This window comes from Anaerobacillus sp. CMMVII, from assembly GCF_025377685.1.
GTDB lineage: Bacteria > Bacillota > Bacilli > Bacillales > Anaerobacillaceae > Anaerobacillus.
In genome coordinates this window covers 384,460-406,178 of record NZ_JACEHK010000002.1, presented here as the reverse complement: position 1 = coordinate 406,178, position 21,719 = coordinate 384,460, and the positions used below count along the sequence as shown (strand labels likewise).

Here is a 21,719-nt window from a genome sequence, read left to right as displayed (position 1 = left end):
TTTAACATTAATTAGTGAATTTTTGTTAATAAATGGCTGTTCGCTACCAACTTTTTTGAGTCAAGTATCCAAGCATACTAATAGAGACACTTTCCCTAATAAATAGAAGAAAAGCGGTCTCACTAGAGCCGCTTTACGAGTTTTCTACGATTGCTTCTGGTTTCTTGTTAGCGTTTTTCTCAATGTAAATACTCCTAGATGGGAATGCAATTGAAACGCCCTGTTTTTGCAAGATCTCAAGTATTTTTAAGTTAATATCTTCTTTTACTGCTAAGTATTCGCCCCAGTCAGTTGTTTTCGTAAAGAAATATAAAAAAATATCTAGACTACTTTTGTTAAATCCATCGAAACGAACAAAAATTGTCTCTTGATGGATTTCAGGATGACTTTTTAATAGCTGATCAATTTCGGTAATACAAGATTTCAGCTGATTTTTTGTAGTACCTAATGCCACCCCAATGTGAAACGTAATTTGTCGTTTCCCCATCTTTGTCCAGTTTAAAATAGCTGTATTTGCTAATGCAGAGTTAGGTACAGTTACTATCGATTGACGAAATGCACGAATTCTCGTACTACGAAAGTTGATTTCTTCAACTGTCCCTTCAACGTCCTTTGTCTTAATCCAATCACCAATTGTAAAAGGCTTTTCTGTCATAATAATAAATCCACCAAAGAAATCCTCAATCATTTCTTGAGCCGCAAATGCTAAAGCAAGCCCCCCCAGACCAAGGCCAGCCACAAATCCATTAATATCATAATTCCACTCTTGAGCAATGACACTTAAACTAATCGCAACAATAAAAAAACGTAAAATTCTAGAAAAGATCGGAATTAGGATTTTATCAACCTCGACATGCAGTTTTTCACCGAATTTCTCAAATAACAATGACGTTGAAGAAGCTAAGTTATATAATCCTGACGTAATTAAGACAATCAATAGCGTGCGATAAACTTGAATAACCTGTGCTTCATACCCATGATCATACGGGAGATTGATAATCGCTAAATACAAACCTAATAGTACAAAAAACCACCTTAACGGTTTTTCGAAAGCTACAAAGATAGTCGTAAAAAACGCTGTTGGAGACTTTTTGGCCATTCTTAAAATGAGTTTAAAAACATATTTCGTAAACAGCTTCCTTAATAGCAAAAAGAAACTAAAATCAGCAAAGAAATGCCGATGTCCACCCAGATCGGTAAGGTTATTAATATTTCAATTAATTCCATTTTTTCTACCTCATAAAATTGTATTTCAGTATATTATCTATTATTTTCAAGTATTTGAAAAGTAAAAGGTCGCCCGAAGGCAACCACATTAAGAATTATTCATTTGATAGATAGTCTATTTAATACGTTCTTTTCTAAAAGATTGTTGCTATTTGCTTTTAGGTCGTAACCAAGCGAATGATTGGTTCTTCACGCTTTGCGTGAAGCTTTTGAGCGTAAAGAACGTTAGAACTAACATTTGAAACAGTTCCTATGAAAAAGCTTTGATCCCGATAACAAAATGCACAAATAAAAAAACAAAAATCATTAAGAGCAATCCAATTAGCAATCCATTTAATGACTCTTTTACAAAAAATTTTGCTTCAGAATCTTTTTTGTCTTCAATATTATGGTTCATCTTTCTCCCACCCTTCCTCTAGATTGGTTAAGAGGAAGCAGTATAAAAAGATGTATTATATTTAATTACAATTAATAGCTCAAACCTCTTGATCAAGTAGATTGCAGATGATAGATAATTCTCCTCAAACTGAAAAGCTAATGTGTTAGCATAGTTATCTTTTTGTCGAAAACCAGTATGATGGTGTTCGTTATCACTTGAAGAACCAAGCAGAAAAAGATCATTATCTTGGTCTTGTGCTTCGATACTTAAATTTTGATCATGATAATCTTTGAGATATTCAGGATAAGACAAAGCTAATAGAAAAATAATGATTAGGTTAAAAAGCCTCATTCAACTACCCTCTTTACGAATATGTGGAAACAATCTTGAAATCAATATATATAATTATGAATAATAATTCAAGTAAATAATTAATAATGAAACCTTTAAACATCAATCTCGAAGTTCATTAAAGTACCCGTAAACATTTGTGTCGTGTGGGACACCATTTTGATACATATATTGTTTTAACACCCCTTCTCTTACAAATCCTAAGCTTTGTAATAACCGATTTGATGCAGTGTTTTCAATAAACACGACAGCACCAACTCGTGTAAGTCCCATTTCTTGAAAGCCGTAGGAAAGCACTTTTTTTATTGCTTCTGTTGCATAGCCTTTTCTCCAATGGTTTGGGTGCAGTTCATAACCAATCTCTGCCCGCTTATGTTTTAATGATAAGGAATTAAAGCCAATAGTACCAATTAATTCATTCGTATCCTTACGTACAATTGCCCACCTAATCCCCTTTTTTTCTTGATAACTTTTCGCAAAAAATTTAACAAAGTCCGTTGCCTCTGCCTCGTTTTCCAGCCTATCCTGACCATAGTATTTAATAACCAGATCGTTAGAAAAGCATTTAAAAATTCCTTCTGTATCTGACTCAGTAATTTCTCTCAAAATAAGTCTAGCTGTCTCTAATTTTGGAAACATCTTTTTCTCTCCCAACTTATATTCTTCTTAAAAAATTCTAGATAAGTCTTTTTCTCAAAGTTTGTTGCTTTAATGATAGCTAGTAATGACAAGATATATCAAGGTCTAGGGGCATCTTTTCTAACATTTGAAGGTTTTAAACGCAAAAAATGGATTATTTATTGAATTACTGTCCATAAAGCAACAATGTTTACGAAACGCTCTTTCTAAAGATTGTTGCTATTAGCTTTTAATCTTAAGAAAAAGTGAGGGTACGTTTTCACTGGCAGGTTATTTAACCTCGAGGGACTGAGCGTTGGAGCTAGATATCAAGTACTAAAAACGGTAATAATTTCTTATCTTTCAAAAAAACGCACCGTCTCAGTATTGAAACGGTACGTTTTTTATATTTTAGTCTATTTTTTCTAAACGAGGATTAGGTCTGTATTTACGGCCCGTTTTTGCTTGGTGCTTCCCATTTAACAACACATTATCACCAGTAAAACCAATGTGAATTTTCAATAAGTTACTACCAACACCATAAATATCTACAGGAACTCCTCTTTTTTCATATTCCTCAATCCTCTTTGCATCAAACCCACCAGATCCGATAATTTTCACATGTTGAAATCCTTCTTCATCTAAAGCTTTTCGAAGAGCAAAGATAAGTTCTGGATTTACACCACGGGGATCAAATGACCCTAATACATCAGGATTCCTAAAAAAGTATTGATCGACCATCGTTCTCGATGTATCAATACGCACCCCTTGCAACTCGCTACCAAATTCCCTTGCAACCTTAAGGGAATCTGTAATAACATCATTGTTATAATCTACGAGCGCCATGAGATCATCTTCAGGAAACGTTTCTTTATAGGCGTGTGTAGCAGCTACGACATCCCCCTCGAACAATTGAATTAAAGCATGTGGCATCGTGCCCATACCTTTTTTCCCCCACCATTCATTCATTGCGTGAGTCGCCTGAGCTATCGAACCGCCTATATATGCGGCATAACCGTCTCCGGCTTGTTGAGTAAAATGATCATCGCGATCCCCCATGAAGATCACAGGCTTTTTTACCCCAGACAAACTAGCAGCTTTAACAACATTGTAGACATTTGTTGCCACTGAAGTCCGTCTAGCTAAAATACCATCAATAATGCCTTCTAAATAACCAAAATTTTGATACGGTCCTGTAATCGTTAAGACAGTTTCAAATGGCTTAATTTTGTCTCCGTCTTTCAGAGAGTATATTTCAAGCTTGTCCGCATCTTTCGCAAATGTTTGAATTAACGCAATAACCTCATCTGTTCCACATAGAACCGCATCCGTCTTTTGAAAAAATTGCATGGTGACAATATTCTCTTTTTTAAATCGTTCAACGATCTCTTTTGTTTTCAGAAAATATACGGCTGAAAACCAACCTTCACTAATACGTTCATCAAACTTAAACGTTTTATTGGTTAATCTTTTTAACTTTCCTTCTAACTTTAGTTTAATTTCTTTCATTCTAATACCCCTTATTATTTGAAGATAAGATCTTATTTTATTATGTATACGTTAGAAATGCCCGTGACGGACAACACATCCTGTCACAGGCACTGTAAAGACACTTAATGAAAGAGAACCCCTTTATGTTGCTCTAGTATTGCTGCTTCAATAATCTCTTTGACATCACATTCGTTTAAATTGGCAAATCCATGCTTCAGTACGATGAGCATGTTCAGTTCATCATCCGTCAATAAGGAAAGCCATTGAGGAGAAATAGTTTTTACTAAGCTTGATAATTGAATCTCTTGCATCGTGACCACTCCTTAATTAAAAGTATGGTGTAGCTAGACTCATATTACGTTGTAACTTAAAGTAAAACTTGCTTTTCTTCCTTACATTACATCCCTTATTAAATTATTACCAATAAAACACCAACATATTAATCATATATAACTCTTTTAAAGAAAACAAGGTATAACTTTTGTAGACATACCTTATTTAATTCTATTTTATACATAATAAACTAGAATGTAAAATCAGATCTTCAAATCAACTTTGAATGATGAATATCTCATCATTCGTACTTAGTTTACATTCTATCAGATAGCTCTTCTTCTGAGATGAGGATGTTTCTTGGTTTTGAGCCCATCGCCTCCGAAATAATTCCCCTTGCTTCCATCATATCGATAAGGCGTGCTGCTCGGTTGAAGCCGATACGAAATTTCCTTTGTAAACTTGATGATGAGGCGCCTCCCTGTTCTAACACATAATAGCAAGCTTCTTCAAAAAGGTCGTCTTCTTGATCACCAACTGCTTCATAAGTTTTAATTAGGTGTTCTTTATCAAATAGATAATTTGGCTTTCGTTGTTCTTTTACTAAGGCTATGACTCGATCAATTTCCTCATCAGACACAAAGTTCCCTTGGACTCGAACAGGCTTGGAAGATCCATTTTCAAATAAGAGCATATCGCCTTTTCCAAGCAACCTTTCAGCACCACCTGAATCAATAATCGTTCTTGAATCTGCTTGTGAAGATACAGAAAAGGCTATTCGGGAAGGGATATTGGCTTTTATTAGGCCTGTAATAACATCAACTGATGGTCTTTGTGTTGCTAACAGCAAATGAATTCCACAAGCTCTTGCTTTTTGAGCAATTCGACAAATAGCTTCTTCAACATCCTGTGGCGATACCATCATTAGATCGGCAAGTTCATCAATAACAATAACAATATACGGCATCGCAGGTACAGAGTCGTTCTCTGGTTTCATAACATCATTGTACCGTTTAATATCTCTTACTCCATTTTGGACGAATAGCTCATAACGACGTTCCATTTCCTCCACTGCCCATTTCAAGGCAACCGTTGCTTGTTTTGCATCAGTAATTACTGGAGTCACAAGATGGGGGATGTCATTATATGGAGCAAGCTCAACCATTTTTGGATCAACTAGCATTAGCTTTACTTCATCAGGTGTCGCTTTAAACATAATACTAATTAAAATTGAATTTATGCATACACTTTTTCCAGACCCTGTGGCCCCTGCTATCAAACCATGTGGCATCTTTTGAATATCTGTAACAATTGGCTTTCCTTCAATATCTAATCCAAGAGCAACCGTAAGTGGTGATGGATTTTTTTGAAACTCACTACTTCGTAAAATTTCTCTAATGACAACAGGGTCACTTACATCATTAGGAACTTCAATGCCAATTGCATTTTTTCCTGGAATTGGCGCCTCAATACGAATATCCTTCGCTGCAAGACTAAGTTTAATATCGTCTGTTAACCCTGTAATCTTACTTACCTTTACCCCAGGTTCCGGCTGAATTTCAAAGCGGGTAACTGCTGGACCTTTAGTAACACCGACAACTTTTGCTTGGACATTAAAATTGGCCAGTGTTAACTCTAAGATTTCACGCTTATCTTGAAGCCATTGATTGCTATTGTCTGGCTGTCTCGGTGGGATATTCAATAACTGTAAGGTAGGAAACTGATAGCTTTTTACTTGCTCTTTAGTGGCCAGTTTCTTTTGAGCAATGCGATCTTTCTGAAACATCAACACATTAAACGGCACAACCGTTTTTCGAGGAGCCACTTCCTCTACATTTTTTGTTTCATAGTTTATTGTATTCGACTTACTTGTGATTTGTTCAAGCTGTTTGGTTTCTTCAATTATTTCCGGTTCAACTTTTAGTTCTGGGACTTCAGCATGGTCTTCAACAGTTGCAGCTACTTCCTCTTGAAAAGGGGCTATCTCCCAGCTATGCTCTCCCTCAATGATTGGTTCAATATCATCAGAAGTATCAATAATATCAACTTCGGCTTCTTCAACTAATTCTGTTTCTACCTCACCTTGGGGTGAATAGGAAAAAAACTCTAGGTCAGAAACATTCTGCTCATTCTCTTGTTCTTGGTCAACTTTCATAGTTTCGAAGTAAATTCCTTCATGAAAAAGTTCCTCTTTAAATAGAACATGATCACTCCCAAAGTTTTCAACCGACTCATTATTACTTCCAAGGTTAATTGGTGCTAGATCGACTGTAGCGGCTTTTTCTAAGGAATTATAAGGTAACTCCTTAACAACTGTCTCAGCTTCTTCCTGTAGTGTCGATGGTGATTGATGGTTAGTCTCCGGCGGCTTGCCGAAAGCATATACAGGAGAAGGAATATTCCTTGCTTTAAAATTGACACCCTGGAACTTTTTTCGTTCCTGAACGTTTATTGGAACAACAGGTGGTTCATCTTGTACTTTTTGCTGAACATTTCGTTGTTTGGTAGATTGTTTGATTGGAACCTGCTGACGATTTGTTTGTTTAGTTGATTTGTTTTCTTTTGGAGGTATTGACCTTTTATCGTCATCAATAAGCGGAAAGCGAAATTTTCCTTCCTTAGGATATTGACGTATCATCCTAGCCTCTGCTTCTGTTTCCGTTTTAATTCTGCCGTAATATTTTTTTACTTCATCACGAGTATGTAAATGTTCAATTTCTTGACCAAATAAAAAAGAGTGCACTTTCTTATATGCTATTTTTAATTGTTTAAACATGATAATCACCTTTTCTTGAATTGATGTAGAAGTAGAATTTTGAATTGAAGCTTTACACGATGTTTTCTTCCATCTAATTCACAAGTTCAAAAATCCCTTAAGCTAGTTTAATAATAACGCAAAAAAGGAAAAAACAACTAGTTTTTTCTAGGAAGAACTTTAGATTGTGAAATAGTACCTAAAAATTAGTTCTAGTAGAATTGGAAAATACCAGTAAAACCTTTTTTGAAAAGGCCTTTTTCGTATACATTATTGCTTATGGAAAACAATGCAATAACTAAATATCATTGCGTTTGCAAGCTCCTTATGAGATGCAACGATACCTTGATATCTAGTCTGTTATTTAAATGCAACAAACCTTCGAAAACGCGCTTTCTAAAATTTGTCCCCATTACCTTTTAGGTCGTAACCTAGCAAATGCTTGGTTACGATCTAAAAGTAACAAATTTTCAGTAAAATAGTTTTTGAAAAACAGCCTTCCTAAACTCGATGTTATTACTCCTGTTCAAAATAGTTCTTAAATGTTTCAGTGTCTTTCTTTTGACCTTTTCGATAATATGGATTATCTTCGGTCACATCTTTTGGATCTAGATTTGTTTTCATGACCAGAAACGGAGTATCTGCAGGTTCAGCAATAATTCGATCATTCAACTTATCAAAATTAGGCATATCGGCATTTCCACCTTTGTTTTTTTCCATCATTACACCTCCCTTTAGATTAGGGTGTGATTTCTTTCAATATTTATGAATCAGAAAAGGTGAGTAGGATCACTCACCTTTTTCACTGCTTATTCTTTTGTTTTTTTTTGAGCTAAGATAAATACAGGCTCAAATTTTCCATTTTCATAAATGAATGGTAATGCCGTAATCGGAGTTCTACCACTCGAGAAGAACGAAAACACCATTTGACCAAGGACATCATAGCCTGTTTCATTTTTTATATCAGCTATGATTAGAACGTCCTGGTGAGGTACTGCTATGGCAAGCTCACCTTCTGCAGCAGTTGCATACTGCTTTAGTAACTGCTCATTTAAAATTTTACTTGCATCGTACCCATCATTTTGATTAATAAAGTAAAAAGTATTTCCGGCTACTACATCTATTTTTGCATCTGTTTTTAAAGAACGAATATTAAAGAGCGCCATTTCTTTTATTTTTGACTGCTCTAGTTGTTCTTCTTCTAGCATTTCCCTTGTGAGGAGTGTAAATGTCACACCTCGGTCAATTGCGTAATATACTCTTGTTTCAGCTGTGTGTTCATCAAACACTAATTCTTTTTCGTCTCCAGAATGAGTTGGAAATGAAGTCGAACGGATAACAGGAAAAATGTTTTTTTCATTTCCCTTTAGCGAAACCGGCGTAGCCATAGCTTCTAGCGCTGACTCTAAATAATGAACGGCCTCGTCAATTGCCTGTTCTTTCTTCTCAGCCCATTTAGCTGCTAATTTTGAAACGGATAGGGTAACTCCCTTATTTAGGTTAATGTCTTCAATTCTTAGTCTTTGTTCATCTCTATCATATGAAATTCGTCGATTTGGATGTTGGAGTCGCTTTTCTAATTCTCTTTTTAATTCCAATGGCTTCATCTTAAACAAGCCTCCTTTTTTGTTTGCTATTTTATTTTACCATGACAAACACTTTGTTCAAAAAATTAAGCCTAGGGTGTTCACTTTTCATAATTTCTTTATGTTAATGTTGCGCCTACTTTCGTAACAGAAGGTTGTTTTTGCAAAGTTTGTTGCTTAAGTAAATACTAAGATTTCACTACTTATTTAGTAAGTAGTGCTCTTTTCTTACTCAATTTATTGGGCGATACCTTCATCTAAGTAATTTTTCCATTTATTTTAGGTTAAAAAGCAACAATGTTTTAGAACCGTTCTTATCTAAAAGATTGTTGCTATTAGCTTTTAGAAAAGAGGCTAACAGAAAAAAGGTAGTCATCATAAATGACCACCATAATTACGTTTATTTAGATACCTTTTGTAAGGATTGCGACAAAAAACTTTCAATTTCTGCTTTTGATTTACGCTCTTTACTTACAAACCGATCAATTTCTTTCCCATCATGATAGGTAATAAAGCTTGGAATTCCATAAATGTCTAATTCGCCACAAAGATCTATCAGTTGATCACGATCGGCATAATAAAAGATAAAATCTGAATATTGCTCTTCAATCTCTGGTAGGTCCGGCTTAATCACAACACAATCTGGACACCAATTTGCTGAAAACATAACAACAGACAGCCCTGAAGCAATTTCCTGTAAAAACATTTCTTTTGACTCGATTGATTTCAATTTATTTCCTCCTAAATGTATTTCTTACCGCCGCTAATACGTTTACCCAAAAGCTACGGAATTGTCTAAACTTATTGCTCAATTTTCATATCGCCAAATTTAATTAGTCCAGCTTTCCTTAATCCTTCTGATAAAAGTAAACTTATGACAGCAGGACCAATAAAATGAAGCATCACTACACCAATTAAGACATCTCTTGAAAACCCCATCACTGTAAATGTCATTATCTGCCCTACTAAACCGCTCGTCCCCATTCCTGCTCCTGCCGGATTATTGACCATCTGAAACATCATCGTAGCAAATGGGGCTAAAACCATTCCCGCCACGGTCGGAGGAATGAGGATGATTGGATTTCTTATTATATTTGCCACTTGCAACATTGAAGTTCCTATTCCAAGTGCGATAAATCCAGAAAACCCATTTTCACGATAGCTACTTGTCGCAAACCCTATCATCTGGGCAGCACATCCAACTGTCGCAGCACCGGCTGCAATTCCTTCTAAACCAAGCATGAAAGCAATTGCTGCACTTGAAATGGGTGCAGTTAAGGCAAGTCCCATTAGTAATGCAACTAGAATACCCATTACGAAAGGTTGGCGTTCCACTGACCACATAATTAGCATTCCAAAATAATCAATTCCACTGGCAATGATTTGGCCAAGTGTATTGGCAATTGTGTAGCCCGTTGCAATCGTTACAAATGGAGTGATAATAATATCTAAACGTGTTTCTTTAGAGACCAACTTTCCTATCTCAGTGGCAAATAGGGTCGCAATGAATGCACCTGCCGGACCACCTAATGCCGCTCCAGCTGCACCAATAACAACCGCAGGAAAAAGGACAAGTCTTGGTGCTTTTAAACCATAGGCAACTGCTACACCAATTGCAGGACCCATCAAGTCCATTGCCAATTGTCCCATTGGGACTAAAAATTCGAGAAACTTTATCTGTTGACCAACTGTACGAATAATTAATCCAATGATCAGCGAAGAAAATAACCCTAAAGCCATAAAACTAAGTGACGTAATAAAGTACGTCTTTAAAGAGAGCGTAACGCCTTTTTTATGTAAAAATCCCTTCAAAACCAACACCTACCTAATATCTTATCTATTCATTATTTACCTTTCCATCTTATTTAATTTCTTTACAGTTGACAAGGTAAATGTAAAGGCAATAAAAAACTCTGCTCACTCCAACTTAATTGGGAGAAGCAAAGTTTTTTATCGTTCCTCACTATATGCTTATTCTTAGTCGGTTTCACGAAGTTTATGATAATTCTATTAGGCTGTTTTCCTACAGCTTGTTGGTTTTGAGTTGTGTTCTAAAAGAAATGAGCCTTAAATTAACGATTTAAAACATTTTAGAAATTTGAACTTTTTCTAGAAAATTTTCACATCATAAATTTTAATGAATTTCATCATTCATTATTTTCGCTATTAAGGTAATTAAGAAATTCACTTATTTAGTAAAAGATTAGAACCAAAGTAAAGCCAATAATTAATGAACTAACAGTCGTAATTAGTCCAGGAGTCATGAAACTATGGTTAAAAATATATTTCCCTATTTTTGTTGTTCCTGTTCGATCCATATTTATCGCCGCAAGTAATGGACCATAATTCGGCATAAAGAAATACCCATTTACAGCAGGGAACATTGCGATCAAGAAAAATGGAGATATCCCCAATGTTACACCTAGCGGTACTAAAGCCCGAACGGTTGCTGCTTGAGAATTTAGAAGAACAGATAGTATAAATAATGCAAATGCAAATATCCAAGGAGCATTCGTTACTGCAAATTGAATTTGCTCCTGTATAACACCGATGTTCGCCTGGAAGAATGTATCGCCCATCCAAGCAATCCCGAAAATGGCGACAACAGCTACAACACCAGCTCTAAAAACATTACCAGTTACGATTTTTTCTACATCAGCTTTACACAATAAAATGATGATTGCTGCGACAGCTAACATAATAATCTGAATGGCAAAGGGCATTGATAATTGTGATACCTCACCATTCACTTCAAAAGTTGGCCGTAATTCTGGAAAACTACCTAAAAGAACAACTAGGATAGCACCGAATAGAAACAGAGCTACAGATATTTTTGATTGTTTTGTTACGGTTCCTTTATCTCTTTCTTGTTTCATTGGCATTAAGCCATTTTGTAAGCGGCGCTGATATTCAGGGTCATCCTCTAACTCATATCCTCTCTTACTAATAAAAAATGCTGAAATCATAATACCTAAAAAAGTTGCTGGAATTGAAATTGAGAGAATTTGTAATAAAGTAATATTAAAAGGTGCTAGTATTGCTAGCAATGCCACAGTTGCTGCTGATATAGGACTAGCGGTAATTGCCTGTTGCGATGCGATTACGGCAATTGACAGTGGTCGCTCAGGTCTAACCTTAGATTCCTGGGCTACTTCAGATATTACCGGTAACAGACTATACGCCACATGTCCTGTTCCTGCAAAAAATGTGAATATATAGGTTGTTATTGGTGCCATAAAAGTTATTCTACTAGGATTTTTTCTAAGCATTTTTTCAGCTAAATAAACTAAGAAGTTTAAACCACCCGATGCTTGTAAAGCTCCTGCGGCAGTAATTACTGCTAAAATCATTAACATAACATCGATTGGGGGGGCTGTAGGTTGCAATTGAAAACCAAAAGTTAAGATTGCTAAACCAACACCACCCATTACCCCTAAACCTACTCCGCCAATCCTAGCACCTACTAAAATACAAACTAAAATAATAATAAACTGTACCCAAATCATTCTTCCACCGCCAATCCAATTTGATGTAATTATTTCTAGCTAAGTATACATTTTTTAAATTAGTAGTAGACCAGTTTGTGATACATTTCACAAAAACTTCGAAAATGGTACAAAAAAGAGACTTCTTAAGTAATTCCCCATCGCAACTTAAGATAAGCCTCTCTTTAAACTAACTAATAGTTAATTGATTTAATAATCTCTAACATAGTATCGACACTATCTTTTAGATTCTCCAAATCTGTGATGGTTGTCCCTTTTTCTCCACCAATTCCGACAATCACTTTATATTCGTCTTCTTCAAAAGGAGAAACAATAATATAACTGAACGCCCCATCAACTTCGAGTGTTTCAAGTAGAAGCGTGTTTTCTTCTAATACTTTATCTTGTTCGTAATTGACTTGGCTCGTTTTTGTTTCTGCCGGGTTAGAAAATACTAAATACAACTGATTTCCTTTACTTAAGATAAGATTATTTTCAGAAACTTCTTCTAAACTTAAGGTGGAGGGAAGATAGTAACTAAACATATCAGTTTGTTCATTTGGTGCTTGGGGTTCTGCTACAACGCCAGTTTCAAAGGCTTCTTTTGCAGATTCAATGGCCTGTTCTTTTGTAATACCGCCGCAACCCGTGATTAGTATAACCGCTAATAAGATACTTAAATTTAATAACACTAACTTTAGTTTCACTTTTGCACCTCCTCCGTAGTTTTTTTGTTGCTCCGAAAATTCTCTTAAGATTAATTTTTGGCACTTTTTTGTATTAAAAGCTATAAACATCCTATTTAATGATACCTTACACAGTACATTGTGACAACCCTTGACATAGTTCGACTTTCTGAAAATTCTATGAATATTTTCGAAAAATAAAATTGTGGCATCTTTAAGCCATTCATGTTATCTTTATAATAATTTGTTATTAGACGAATTACTATAAATTATCGAGGTGGAAAAAGTAATGAAAAAAGTGTTATTTTTGATATTTTTTGCTCTTATTCTAGTAATAACAGCTTGTGGTGGCAATACTGAAGAAAGCAAAGAAACAGAGGGGAAAGAAGCCTCAAATGAAACAGAGATTTCTGAAACCACAGAAAAAGGTGAATTAGTAATCGGGTTAATTCCTTCACAGTCTGAAGGTGAAATGGAAACTGCCATAAATAAGCTTCAAGATGAGTTAGAAGAAAAACTTGGTCGTTCTGTAAAAATTGACCACTACCCTGCCTACAATGGTGTTGTAGAAGCACTAAATTATGAACATATCGATATGGCATATTTTGGTCCATTAACGTATGTTATTGCTCACGAACGTAGTGGAGCACAAGCAATCATTACACAATTAGTAAATGGCGAACCATATTACCATTCGTATTTTATTACGAAAGCCGATGCTAAGTGGGGTACACTAGATGAATTGTTAGAAGATAAGGCAAATATTGATTTAGCATTTGCTAGCCCATCTTCAACTTCTGGTTCTTTAATTCCAGGTGTTGAACTTAAAGAACGTGGCGTTTTCCGTGATGCAGATGATCATGATTTTGCCACTGTAACTTACACAGGTAGCCATGATATTACAGCTCAATCTGTGTTAAATGGTAGTGTACATGTTGGTGCAATTGACAGCGCCATCTTTGAAGCGAGAATTCGTTCAGGTGCTATAAATGAAGATGACTATAAAATCATTTGGAAATCAGAAAGAATCTTCCAATATCCTTGGGCAGTTCGTCCTAATATGGACGCTGCAACCATTAAAGAATTGCAAGACGCATTCATTAGCATTACTGATGAAGATATTTTAAATGCATTTGGTGCAACAGCATTCACAACAGCAACAAATGAAGACTATGCTGCTATTCGAAATGCTGCTATTGTTGATGGTCGCATGGATGACGATCTAGACGCAAAGTAAGAATAAAAAATAGTGCTATACTAAAGGGGAATGCTTAGGCGTTCCTCTTTCACTCATTAATCTTTAAAAGGTAGCAAACGTAAAGAAAGCGGTGAAATTATCACCACTTACGCCTAATAGATAATCTAAACAATAGGGAGAACAAATAATGGTTTGGTTAAAACCGAAGTATTTTTTTATTGGACTTATTCTACTCGTAGCTGTTTGGTATAGTATGGAAGCTACTCAATTTCAGTTTGAAAAATTTAAGAACATTCCTAATATGTATTTTTTTATTCGCGATCAGTTTTTTCCACCGAATTGGTCAATCATGCCACGATTAATCAATGCTTCTTTTGTAACACTTTCGATGGCGTTCTTAGGTACTTTTATTGCCCTAATTGTATCAATACCGTTAAGCTTTATGGCAGCCAGGAATACTAGTCGTCATCCAATTTTTTGTTGGTTTAATCGAACAATGCTCAGTGGCCTTCGTTCGATCCCAGAAATAGTCTTTGGGTTAATGTTTGTAGTTTCACTTGGCCTAGGACCTTTTCCAGCTGTATTGGCAATTATGCTACATAATATTGGGGTATTAGGAAAACTAATTTCTGAACTTATTGAATCTGCCGAACCTGGCCCACAAGAGGCAATGAAGTCAGTTGGAGCTACAAGGTGGGTCGCGGTATTATTTTCAATCCTTCCACAAATTTGGCCTAATGTTCTTAGTCATTTTTTCTACCGCTTTGAGGTAGCAATTCGAACCTCATTAATTTTAGGGTTTATAGGAGCAGGTGGAATTGGACAGTTACTTTTTAACCATTTCCAAACGTTCCAATATAAGTCGGTTGCTAGTGATATTATAGCTATTATCGTCCTAGTGATTGTCGTTGACTTTATTGGTGGAAAAATTCGCGAAAGGGTTATTTAAGGTGATGCCAATGCTGCAAATAAATGATCTATATGTAAAATATCCAAAAGCAAAGGAACATGCCCTTACAAATGTGAATATAGCATTCGAAAAAGGTGAATTTGTTTGTATTTTAGGGAAAAGTGGCGCAGGAAAGTCTACCTTTATCCGCTGCTTAAATGGTTTACAACGTCCTACATCAGGCTCTGTGCTTTGGAACGAGCAAAATATTTTTCAACTACCTGAGGGAAAACTCCGAAAAGTTCGGGTAGAAATGGGGATGATTTTTCAACACTTCAATCTAATTCCGAGACTTAGCGTATACCAAAATGTTTTAACAGGGATGTTTGGAAAACGTTCACCGTGGAAAAACCTTTTAGGTTTGTTCTCAAAAGAAGAGAAAGAGCTTACAAATAAAATGATAGCTAATGTGGATTTAACTTCCCATAAAAACAAGCGCGTAGAAGCTTTAAGTGGTGGACAGAAACAACGGGTTGCAATCGCTCGAGCACTGTTACAAAATCCAAAAGTGTTTTTAGGAGATGAGCCTGTTGCAAGCCTAGATCCTGGCACAGCTAATCGAATTTTTTCATTGCTACAATCCATCCACCGTGAATACGAATTATTAACAATAATAAATGTACATGATGTCGTATTAGCGAAACAATTTGCAACGAGAATTATAGCCTTAAAAGATGGCGAAGTGGTCTTTGATGATACACCTGATAAATTTACTGATGAAATATATGATTTAGTATATTAAGAAGTATCGAGCAGCAATCTATCCTATGGAAAAAATGAGCCGTCAGGACGATTTGTCCAACGGCTCATTTCCCTTTCAAAACTTATATTGATTGTCCCTTATGGAATTCATATTGTCCAATTAGTACTTTGACTACGTGTGAAAACATTTCATCACGATTAATGCGACTATTAGTAATAATACCCATGGCACCTTCTAACTTACTTACTCCCAACCTTTTGGTGTATAAGTCCATGGCCTCTCCCAATGTTCGACCGTCGCGAACTAAACTAGCGACTTCATCTGGAAGAATCGCTCTAGCTCCACTAGCTATATACTCATTTCCATCTCGATCAACAAGGGCACCCCAATTAATAACCAACATGCCGTACTCTGTCTCTGCGACTCCACCCTCTAAACCAATAGCAAAATCTGCTTCACATACTTCTAAACAAGTTTTTGCCCGATTAAGTGCTCCTGTTACTGTTTCTTGATCACCAAATGGTTGTTCTGAAACATCTGACGGAACCTTTAATGGGATAACTTCAAAAAGATCACCTACTACATTATGTACGGCCTTAACTTTTGTAGGATTTGTCGAACCAACGGCTACCTTCATTTTAACCTCCAGAAATTCGTATATCTTAACATATATAAAACAGACTCGGCTGGCTTCCGAGTCTGTTTTCCGCATTTTACTATTTAGTATGATCGTGCAGATGAATAAGTTCACCTATAGGATTATTTTAACTGTTATTTCTGATAGTTTCAACAGCAGTTTTGTCAGTTGTTTTCACAAGTTTTACTAAAAGTTCTTTTGCAGCTGCGTAATCATCAACATGGATAATTGAAGCAGATGTATGAATATAACGTGAGCAAAGGCCAATAACAGCAGATGGTACACCGCTACCAGATATGTGAACTCGCCCTGCATCAGTTCCTCCTTGAGAAATAAAATATTGATATGGTATGTTATTTGTTTCCGCAGTATCAAGAATAAAGTCGCGCATGCCACGATGTGTAATCATTGAACGATCATAAATACGGAGCAATGCACCTTTTCCTAAATGACCGAATGAGTCCTTATCGCCTGTAGCATCGTTTGCTGGACTTGCATCTAATGCATAGAAAATATCTGGTTCGATCATATTTGCCGCTGTTTGGGCTCCTCTTAGACCGACTTCTTCTTGAACCGTTGCTCCTGAGAACAAGATGTTGGGAATTTTTTCATCTTTTAGCTCTTTTAACAATTCAATAGCTAGTCCACAGCCGTAACGATTATCCCATGCCTTAGCTAAAATTTTCTTTTCATTTGCCATTGGTGTAAATGGACAGATAGGGACAATTTGTTGCCCAGGCTTAATGCCTATCTTTTCGGCATCCACCTTATCGTCTGCACCTATATCAATATACATATTTTTAATCTCCATTGGCTTGTTACGCTTTGCTTCGTCTAGTAAATGTGGAGGAATTGAACCAATGACCCCAATGACTGGTCCATTATCGGTCATGATCTGCATACGTTGGGCAAGTAATACTTGACTCCACCAGCCTCCAAGGGGTTGAAAGCGAATTAAACCTTTATCAGAAATTGAAGTTACCATGAATCCAACTTCATCCATATGACCAGCTACCATAACTTTTGGCCCGTTCTCATCCCCACGCTTTACACCAAAGATACTTCCAAGACGATCTTGAATGATTTCACCTGTATACTTTTCAAGTTCACTACGGACAAACTTTCGTACCTGGTGTTCAAATCCTGGTGCACCTTGAAGTTCTGTTAATGTTTTAAACAACTGTAATGTGTCTTGATTCATTTTTTACTCCTTTCGGATACCGTAATATTATGTACAATTCTATTCTATCGAAAATTCTTGAACCTCGCCACTTATTCCCCTTCTTTTCTTTAGAAAGTTAACAACTGTTTGGTGATTTAGGAAAAATTAGTTATAATATTTGTAAGTGAGTGAATTTCATAATTACCCTTAATTGAGCTATATCAAGCTAAATGTAGTTGCGAGTGTTTTTACGCAACTACATTTAGAACTTAGTAGCGTAAATAATGAATTATGAAATTCATAAAGTAACTATTTACTATTTCGCCAAGAAAAGTTATTTAGAAAACGTTATCATGTAAAAGGAAAGAGGTGGCAAAACATGAGCTGGAAACGATTTTTACTTGGGGCTGGAGTTGGCTTTATTGTTGGGGCAGTTCTTAAAGATCAAATGACCAAAGAACTCATCTCACCTGAAAAAGCTTTACGGGTAGTAAAGCAAAAGTTAGGAAAGCAAGGCGTTATTGAAGGATCTTGGATTCATATGATCCCCGAAAGCTACGAAAAAAATCTTTTAGATTACACTGTCTATCGTGGTGGTGTCTCTTGTACAATTGAAGGTGAGTTTTATCAATTTGACTTCATTGTAGACGGAAATACTGGGGCAATATTAGAATTAACCTCACAAGATTAAATTCGATGTGTAAGAGCTTGCAAATGGCAGGCTCTTTTTCATTTTGTAAGCACTTTTCGTAAGTTTTTGTTGTTTAATTTCTTAAAAGTTTAGTGAAATGAAACTTAGAGTTAAATTGAATCGTCATATCAGTAGATAAAGAAAAGAGGTGGGACAGCCAATTTATCCTAGTTAAAATTAATATAGGGAGGTCTGATACCTTTGTATGCACAAAATCATAATAGAAATGATGATGATCAATTCAGGAACGTCGACAAAGAAGAAGCCATTGAACAACTCATGATTCAATACGGTGAAGAAATCAAACGGCTTATCTTCACCTATACAAAAAATTGGGCGCAAGCAGATGATCTAACCCAAGATGTATTTTTAACGATTTATTTAAAGCTTGATCAATTTACTGGCAAATCGGCAATTAGAACTTGGATTTATTCGATTGCTATCAATAAATGCAAAGATTTTAAGCGGAGTTGGCATTTTCGAAATATCGAGATTGTTGAAAAAGTCATTGCCTTTACAAGAGCTGATACTGCCACTCCCGAAATAAACGCTATTCAAAAAGATGATTGTGCTTTTTTGATGGAACAAGTTATGTCACTACCTATTAAGTACCGTGAAGTAATCCTATTATTTTATTATAAAGACTTTACGATTGAAGAGATTGCCGGTTTAACAGGGTTAAACCAGGGGACTGTTAAAACGCGCTTAAAACGTGCACGAGAAAAATTACACACCATCTATATGGGAAAAAGAGGTGAGTCTGTTGAATAAAGAATTAAATCAATTAAGAGACCAGTTTGACAATTATTTATCAACAAAGCCCGTGTTTAACGAAGAAGATAAAAAAAGAATTCGTAAAAAAATTGCCCAGAATAGAACTCATTCCCGTATTACCCGAAATTTCATTCCTCATTTTTTAACGGCAGCTTTAGTTATGGTTGGGATCTTTTTTATAGGAAATTTTGTAATAAATGAACTTAGTTTCACGCAAAACCAAAACTTTAACATGCCAGGAAATGAAAGTACCCCAGTACTATTTACTGCAAATGATCATCGAGCAGATGGTCTTGAAAGTCGTACTATGAATGATAGCAATTGGCTCTCGTTAGAGTTGCTTAAAACGTACCAACAATTTGCCGATACAAAAGATGAGGAAATCCTTCGGGGGCTAAGCCCTATTGAAATTTTCAAATTTTATTTCTACGCTCAAGAACTACAAGACTATGAAACACAATATGCATTCTTTATTCAGGATGAAATGTATATAAAAATATTCCCTACTGTCTCCGATTTTGTTTCTGCCATTGAAAGCGAAAGCCGTGAGGAACATCTACAGTTAATTGAGGAGATAAAAAGCACCGAAAATCTTGAAGAGATATTTTACAACGAAACGAGTGCTGGGATCTTAATATCGGAAGAAAAAGCAATCAGTTTTGGATTAACCAAAAGTGAAAATGGTATTTGGAGAGTTAATTGGTTGCCGTTTCAATGAAAATAGTTAGCCACTTGAAGTCATCAAGTGGCTTTTTAAGTAGTACTACGCGACCTGTCCATCCTATTAAATGTACAATATAAGGGGATGGTTCTATGTGATCCATACTCCTAATAATTGTAAAATTAGGTCACGTAGAAAGCTCCTCCCTAACCCTTTTTTCAATTTTAACAATATGTTTGAGTCATTTTCCTAATTCTTTTTCAAACATCACCATATCGATTGCTCTTATTCCATCCTCAATAATAGGCTCTGGGTATTGTAGAAAGAAATTCTTTTTAATCGCACTCATTCTAAAACCAGCTTTCTGGTAAAAAGCTAGATTTGATATGCTAGAATTGGCCGTTCCGACTATCATTTTACTAAAACCCTTGCTTTCATACATTTTAAAGGCTTCGTTAATAAGTGCTTTCCCTATTCCCCTTCCCTGAAATTCAGGTGAGATTGCCATATTTTTTATTTCGACTACATTATTTGGCTCGAATGTGAAGAACATTACTCCTACCAATATCTCCTCCAAGTAAATGGAAAACATATCGCCCTGGTGAATATATGTTTCAACTACTTCTTCACTTTCATCTGCTAATAGTAAATAACCCAAAAATTTGTGTCGGTTATTTACCTCAATTTCAACAAATATAATTTTCTGCAAATACCTTCCTCCAAATTTCACATTATCTTAAGTTTTTTCTATAGGTTATTAAACTCTTTCGTTTTCATCAACCTTTGAAAAAAAGCATGCTTTGCTTCGCGGTAATCTTCCATCTCTTTCCCTTCAAACTGTTTCTTTAATTGATCATATTCATGGCGATATTGCAAATTCATTAATAGAACTTCACGAAACTTCCAAAAATCATCAAATTCAGAACCAATGACAGTTAATTGCACACCAAGTGGGGGGACTGCATGATCATCTTTAAATGATCGAAAAAAGTCTGTCTTAATACTCCCTTCGTTACTTTCATATATTGTAGAAAGAGCTTTTACAGCAGTTAAGAAAGCTTCAGTATTAACTCTCACTTGAATATCTAAGTCACCTTTCGTGAGACTATTTGGTATGGCGGAACTGCCGACATGTTGGATATCAGCTTCAGGAAGCAGTTCATGGATTTTCTTTTTATGAATTTGAAAGGCAAATTCAGCTGCTTCAAAGAGCGTATCGCTTGAAAAAAAATAGACTTTTTCCATTACGGTTCATCCCTTCTATACTTCACTAGGAGCTACTAACTCGACTTTAATCCTGTCAGGATCCTCAAAAAACACAGCATAATAATCTTCTCCACCTGCAAAAGGATGCTTATCCTCATAGAGAATAGGTACGCCCAAATCCTTAAGTTTTATAGTTACCTGATCAACGTGTTCTTTAGACTTTGCATGAAAAGCTAGATGGTTTAAACCAACTCGACAGCGGTGATAGGGAACATCTAAAAATCGGTCTTCAGTCTGTACAAAAACTATATAGGATTTATCTAATTTAAAGCTATGTCCCTTATCCCACTTTTGATAACTATGAAATCCTAAGTCCTCTAATAACCAGCCCCAAAATTTAATTGAATTTGCTAAATTTGAAACATACAGCTCAATATGATGAATCATATGTGTTTCCCTCCAAAGTTTTTCTTTTTTTCCTAGGCTCTTTTTGTTGTTGCTTAATAGTGTATTTCTGCGTTTACTACCATCGCATGTTAGAAAAGATACCACTGAAACCTTGATATATTTTGTCATTACAAATATCTTGAGAAATACCTTCTATGCTAACTGCCCTCACCCGGCACGGCATTTTCACTAATTTTTAAAAAGATAGGCAGACCTCCATCCTAAATCCAACGTTTTTCATAAAGTAATCTTGTAACACAAAAGGAGGTGTTATTGAATGCATAACAATTTCTCATTAATCGTTGTGTTGTTCATTCTGTTAGTAATTGTTGGTTCCGCTTATATTGGCTACTAAACAACTAAGAAAAGCGCAAGCGCCCTGGGTAGCCCCGACAAGCAAATGTTCTTCGAGAAAAAAAGTGTGCTCTTTCACTTTTATT

At 35.8% G+C, this 21,719-nt stretch carries 25 protein-coding genes; 7 read left to right on the top strand and 18 right to left on the bottom strand.

The genetic code is table 11. The annotated features are described in order from the left end of the window. Positions 1–133 precede the first annotated feature (133 nt). From H1D32_RS06120 to H1D32_RS06060, 13 genes are all read right to left on the bottom strand, one after another. Positions 134–1,099: a mechanosensitive ion channel family protein gene (locus H1D32_RS06120; RefSeq protein WP_261177323.1), complete on the bottom strand. Its 966-nt coding sequence runs from the start codon at positions 1,097–1,099 to the stop codon at positions 134–136. A gap of 378 nt (positions 1,100–1,477) precedes the next feature. Next, positions 1,478–1,624, bottom strand: a complete 147-nt coding sequence (locus tag H1D32_RS06115) for a hypothetical protein (RefSeq protein ID WP_261177322.1) — start codon at positions 1,622–1,624, stop codon at positions 1,478–1,480. 27 nt (positions 1,625–1,651) lie between these two features. After that, a complete protein-coding gene (locus H1D32_RS06110) occupies positions 1,652–1,957 on the bottom strand; it encodes a hypothetical protein (RefSeq protein WP_261177320.1) in 306 nt (101 codons plus the stop codon). Positions 1,958–2,059: 102 nt separating this feature from the next. Beyond that, complete coding sequence (locus tag H1D32_RS06105; protein WP_261177319.1) at positions 2,060–2,596, bottom strand: GNAT family N-acetyltransferase; 537 nt, start codon at positions 2,594–2,596, stop codon at positions 2,060–2,062. A 390-nt stretch (positions 2,597–2,986) separates the two neighbouring features. Further along, on the bottom strand, positions 2,987–4,084 hold the full coding sequence (locus tag H1D32_RS06100) for a nicotinate phosphoribosyltransferase (RefSeq protein ID WP_261177318.1): 1,098 nt from the start codon (positions 4,082–4,084) through the stop codon (positions 2,987–2,989). Between the two features lie 104 nt (positions 4,085–4,188). Beyond that, positions 4,189–4,377 (bottom strand): hypothetical protein, encoded by a 189-nt coding sequence (locus H1D32_RS06095; protein ID WP_261177317.1) that lies wholly within the window; start codon positions 4,375–4,377, stop codon positions 4,189–4,191. Between the two features lie 278 nt (positions 4,378–4,655). Beyond that, the gene (locus H1D32_RS06090) at positions 4,656–7,115 is read right to left on the bottom strand and encodes a DNA translocase FtsK (RefSeq protein WP_314733355.1); all 2,460 of its coding nucleotides are present in this window, start codon (positions 7,113–7,115) and stop codon (positions 4,656–4,658) included. A 495-nt stretch (positions 7,116–7,610) separates the two neighbouring features. Next, positions 7,611–7,817 carry a hypothetical protein gene (locus H1D32_RS06085; protein WP_314733354.1) on the bottom strand — a complete coding sequence of 69 codons (207 nt, stop codon included), beginning with the start codon at positions 7,815–7,817 and terminating at the stop codon, positions 7,611–7,613. An 86-nt stretch (positions 7,818–7,903) separates the two neighbouring features. Further along, positions 7,904–8,701 carry a DUF1444 domain-containing protein gene (locus tag H1D32_RS06080; RefSeq protein WP_261177316.1) on the bottom strand — a complete coding sequence of 266 codons (798 nt, stop codon included), beginning with the start codon at positions 8,699–8,701 and terminating at the stop codon, positions 7,904–7,906. A gap of 379 nt (positions 8,702–9,080) precedes the next feature. After that, entirely contained in the window at positions 9,081–9,410 is a 330-nt protein-coding gene (locus tag H1D32_RS06075) for a thioredoxin family protein (RefSeq protein ID WP_261177315.1), read from the bottom strand. 71 nt (positions 9,411–9,481) lie between these two features. Then, complete coding sequence (locus tag H1D32_RS06070) at positions 9,482–10,492, bottom strand: PTS sugar transporter subunit IIC (protein WP_261177313.1); 1,011 nt, start codon at positions 10,490–10,492, stop codon at positions 9,482–9,484. A gap of 380 nt (positions 10,493–10,872) precedes the next feature. After that, on the bottom strand, positions 10,873–12,186 hold the full coding sequence (locus H1D32_RS06065) for an anaerobic C4-dicarboxylate transporter family protein (RefSeq protein WP_261177312.1): 1,314 nt from the start codon (positions 12,184–12,186) through the stop codon (positions 10,873–10,875). Positions 12,187–12,359: 173 nt separating this feature from the next. After that, positions 12,360–12,872, bottom strand: coding sequence for a hypothetical protein (locus H1D32_RS06060; RefSeq protein ID WP_261177311.1), 513 nt, complete (start codon positions 12,870–12,872; stop codon positions 12,360–12,362). Positions 12,873–13,140: 268 nt separating this feature from the next. On the opposite strand from H1D32_RS06060, the gene phnD reads away from it, so the two are divergent. The 3 genes from phnD to phnC all read left to right on the top strand — a co-directional run bounded on the left by phnD (position 13,141) and on the right by phnC (position 15,740). Beyond that, entirely contained in the window at positions 13,141–14,088 is a 948-nt protein-coding gene (phnD, locus tag H1D32_RS06055) for a phosphate/phosphite/phosphonate ABC transporter substrate-binding protein (protein ID WP_261177310.1), read from the top strand. 148 nt (positions 14,089–14,236) lie between these two features. Then, positions 14,237–14,998: a phosphonate ABC transporter, permease protein PhnE gene (gene phnE, locus H1D32_RS06050; protein WP_261177309.1), complete on the top strand. Its 762-nt coding sequence runs from the start codon at positions 14,237–14,239 to the stop codon at positions 14,996–14,998. A 10-nt stretch (positions 14,999–15,008) separates the two neighbouring features. Then, a complete protein-coding gene (phnC, locus tag H1D32_RS06045; protein ID WP_261177308.1) occupies positions 15,009–15,740 on the top strand; it encodes a phosphonate ABC transporter ATP-binding protein in 732 nt (243 codons plus the stop codon). 82 nt (positions 15,741–15,822) lie between these two features. Here phnC and H1D32_RS06040 read toward each other — a convergent pair whose 3' ends face one another. Beyond that, positions 15,823–16,338 (bottom strand): DUF84 family protein, encoded by a 516-nt coding sequence (locus tag H1D32_RS06040; RefSeq protein ID WP_261177306.1) that lies wholly within the window; start codon positions 16,336–16,338, stop codon positions 15,823–15,825. Positions 16,339–16,465: 127 nt separating this feature from the next. Further along, on the bottom strand, positions 16,466–17,539 hold the full coding sequence (locus H1D32_RS06035; RefSeq protein WP_261177305.1) for a M42 family metallopeptidase: 1,074 nt from the start codon (positions 17,537–17,539) through the stop codon (positions 16,466–16,468). A gap of 340 nt (positions 17,540–17,879) precedes the next feature. Between H1D32_RS06035 and H1D32_RS06030 the strand changes: the two genes are divergently transcribed. The 3 genes from H1D32_RS06030 (at position 17,880) to H1D32_RS06020 (ending at position 19,683) form a co-directional block, all read left to right on the top strand. Beyond that, positions 17,880–18,191, top strand: coding sequence for a PepSY domain-containing protein (locus H1D32_RS06030; RefSeq protein ID WP_261177303.1), 312 nt, complete (start codon positions 17,880–17,882; stop codon positions 18,189–18,191). Positions 18,192–18,392: 201 nt separating this feature from the next. After that, entirely contained in the window at positions 18,393–18,962 is a 570-nt protein-coding gene (locus H1D32_RS06025) for a sigma-70 family RNA polymerase sigma factor (protein ID WP_261177301.1), read from the top strand. Beyond that, complete coding sequence (locus H1D32_RS06020; protein ID WP_261177300.1) at positions 18,955–19,683, top strand: hypothetical protein; 729 nt, start codon at positions 18,955–18,957, stop codon at positions 19,681–19,683. The genes H1D32_RS06025 and H1D32_RS06020 overlap by 8 nt, the downstream gene beginning before the upstream one ends. A gap of 184 nt (positions 19,684–19,867) precedes the next feature. Here H1D32_RS06020 and H1D32_RS06015 read toward each other — a convergent pair whose 3' ends face one another. From H1D32_RS06015 to H1D32_RS06005, 3 genes are read right to left on the bottom strand one after another with little or no spacing between them, the layout of a single operon-like run. Then, entirely contained in the window at positions 19,868–20,335 is a 468-nt protein-coding gene (locus tag H1D32_RS06015) for a GNAT family N-acetyltransferase (RefSeq protein WP_261177299.1), read from the bottom strand. 38 nt (positions 20,336–20,373) lie between these two features. Then, positions 20,374–20,871 (bottom strand): GrpB family protein, encoded by a 498-nt coding sequence (locus H1D32_RS06010; protein WP_261177298.1) that lies wholly within the window; start codon positions 20,869–20,871, stop codon positions 20,374–20,376. Between the two features lie 15 nt (positions 20,872–20,886). Beyond that, the gene (locus H1D32_RS06005; protein ID WP_261177297.1) at positions 20,887–21,279 is read right to left on the bottom strand and encodes a VOC family protein; all 393 of its coding nucleotides are present in this window, start codon (positions 21,277–21,279) and stop codon (positions 20,887–20,889) included. Positions 21,280–21,556: 277 nt separating this feature from the next. On the opposite strand from H1D32_RS06005, the gene H1D32_RS06000 reads away from it, so the two are divergent. Next, entirely contained in the window at positions 21,557–21,634 is a 78-nt protein-coding gene (locus H1D32_RS06000) for a YjcZ family sporulation protein (RefSeq protein WP_261177611.1), read from the top strand. Positions 21,635–21,719: the final 85 nt, after the last annotated feature.

What these genes read in the sequence shown, in the direction of transcription:
- H1D32_RS06115 (WP_261177322.1), bottom strand. Translation starts at nt 1,624, where the DNA reads ATGAACCATAATATTGAAGACAAAAAAGATTCTGAAGCAAAATTTTTT.
- H1D32_RS06100 (WP_261177318.1), bottom strand. Translation starts at nt 4,084, where the DNA reads ATGAAAGAAATTAAACTAAAGTTAGAAGGAAAGTTAAAAAGATTAACC.
- phnE (WP_261177309.1), top strand. Translation starts at nt 14,237, where the DNA reads ATGGTTTGGTTAAAACCGAAGTATTTTTTTATTGGACTTATTCTACTC.
- H1D32_RS06080 (WP_261177316.1), bottom strand. Translation starts at nt 8,701, where the DNA reads ATGAAGCCATTGGAATTAAAAAGAGAATTAGAAAAGCGACTCCAACAT.
- H1D32_RS06035 (WP_261177305.1), bottom strand. Translation starts at nt 17,539, where the DNA reads ATGAATCAAGACACATTACAGTTGTTTAAAACATTAACAGAACTTCAA.
- H1D32_RS06005 (WP_261177297.1), bottom strand. Translation starts at nt 21,279, where the DNA reads ATGATTCATCATATTGAGCTGTATGTTTCAAATTTAGCAAATTCAATT.
- H1D32_RS06110 (WP_261177320.1), bottom strand. Translation starts at nt 1,957, where the DNA reads ATGAGGCTTTTTAACCTAATCATTATTTTTCTATTAGCTTTGTCTTAT.
- H1D32_RS06085 (WP_314733354.1), bottom strand. Translation starts at nt 7,817, where the DNA reads ATGATGGAAAAAAACAAAGGTGGAAATGCCGATATGCCTAATTTTGAT.
- H1D32_RS06030 (WP_261177303.1), top strand. Translation starts at nt 17,880, where the DNA reads ATGAGCTGGAAACGATTTTTACTTGGGGCTGGAGTTGGCTTTATTGTT.
- H1D32_RS06065 (WP_261177312.1), bottom strand. Translation starts at nt 12,186, where the DNA reads ATGATTTGGGTACAGTTTATTATTATTTTAGTTTGTATTTTAGTAGGT.
- H1D32_RS06090 (WP_314733355.1), bottom strand. Translation starts at nt 7,115, where the DNA reads ATGTTTAAACAATTAAAAATAGCATATAAGAAAGTGCACTCTTTTTTA.
- H1D32_RS06010 (WP_261177298.1), bottom strand. Translation starts at nt 20,871, where the DNA reads ATGGAAAAAGTCTATTTTTTTTCAAGCGATACGCTCTTTGAAGCAGCT.
- phnC (WP_261177308.1), top strand. Translation starts at nt 15,009, where the DNA reads ATGCTGCAAATAAATGATCTATATGTAAAATATCCAAAAGCAAAGGAA.
- H1D32_RS06105 (WP_261177319.1), bottom strand. Translation starts at nt 2,596, where the DNA reads ATGTTTCCAAAATTAGAGACAGCTAGACTTATTTTGAGAGAAATTACT.
- phnD (WP_261177310.1), top strand. Translation starts at nt 13,141, where the DNA reads ATGAAAAAAGTGTTATTTTTGATATTTTTTGCTCTTATTCTAGTAATA.
- H1D32_RS06040 (WP_261177306.1), bottom strand. Translation starts at nt 16,338, where the DNA reads ATGAAGGTAGCCGTTGGTTCGACAAATCCTACAAAAGTTAAGGCCGTA.
- H1D32_RS06095 (WP_261177317.1), bottom strand. Translation starts at nt 4,377, where the DNA reads ATGCAAGAGATTCAATTATCAAGCTTAGTAAAAACTATTTCTCCTCAA.
- H1D32_RS06000 (WP_261177611.1), top strand. Translation starts at nt 21,557, where the DNA reads ATGCATAACAATTTCTCATTAATCGTTGTGTTGTTCATTCTGTTAGTA.
- H1D32_RS06120 (WP_261177323.1), bottom strand. Translation starts at nt 1,099, where the DNA reads ATGGCCAAAAAGTCTCCAACAGCGTTTTTTACGACTATCTTTGTAGCT.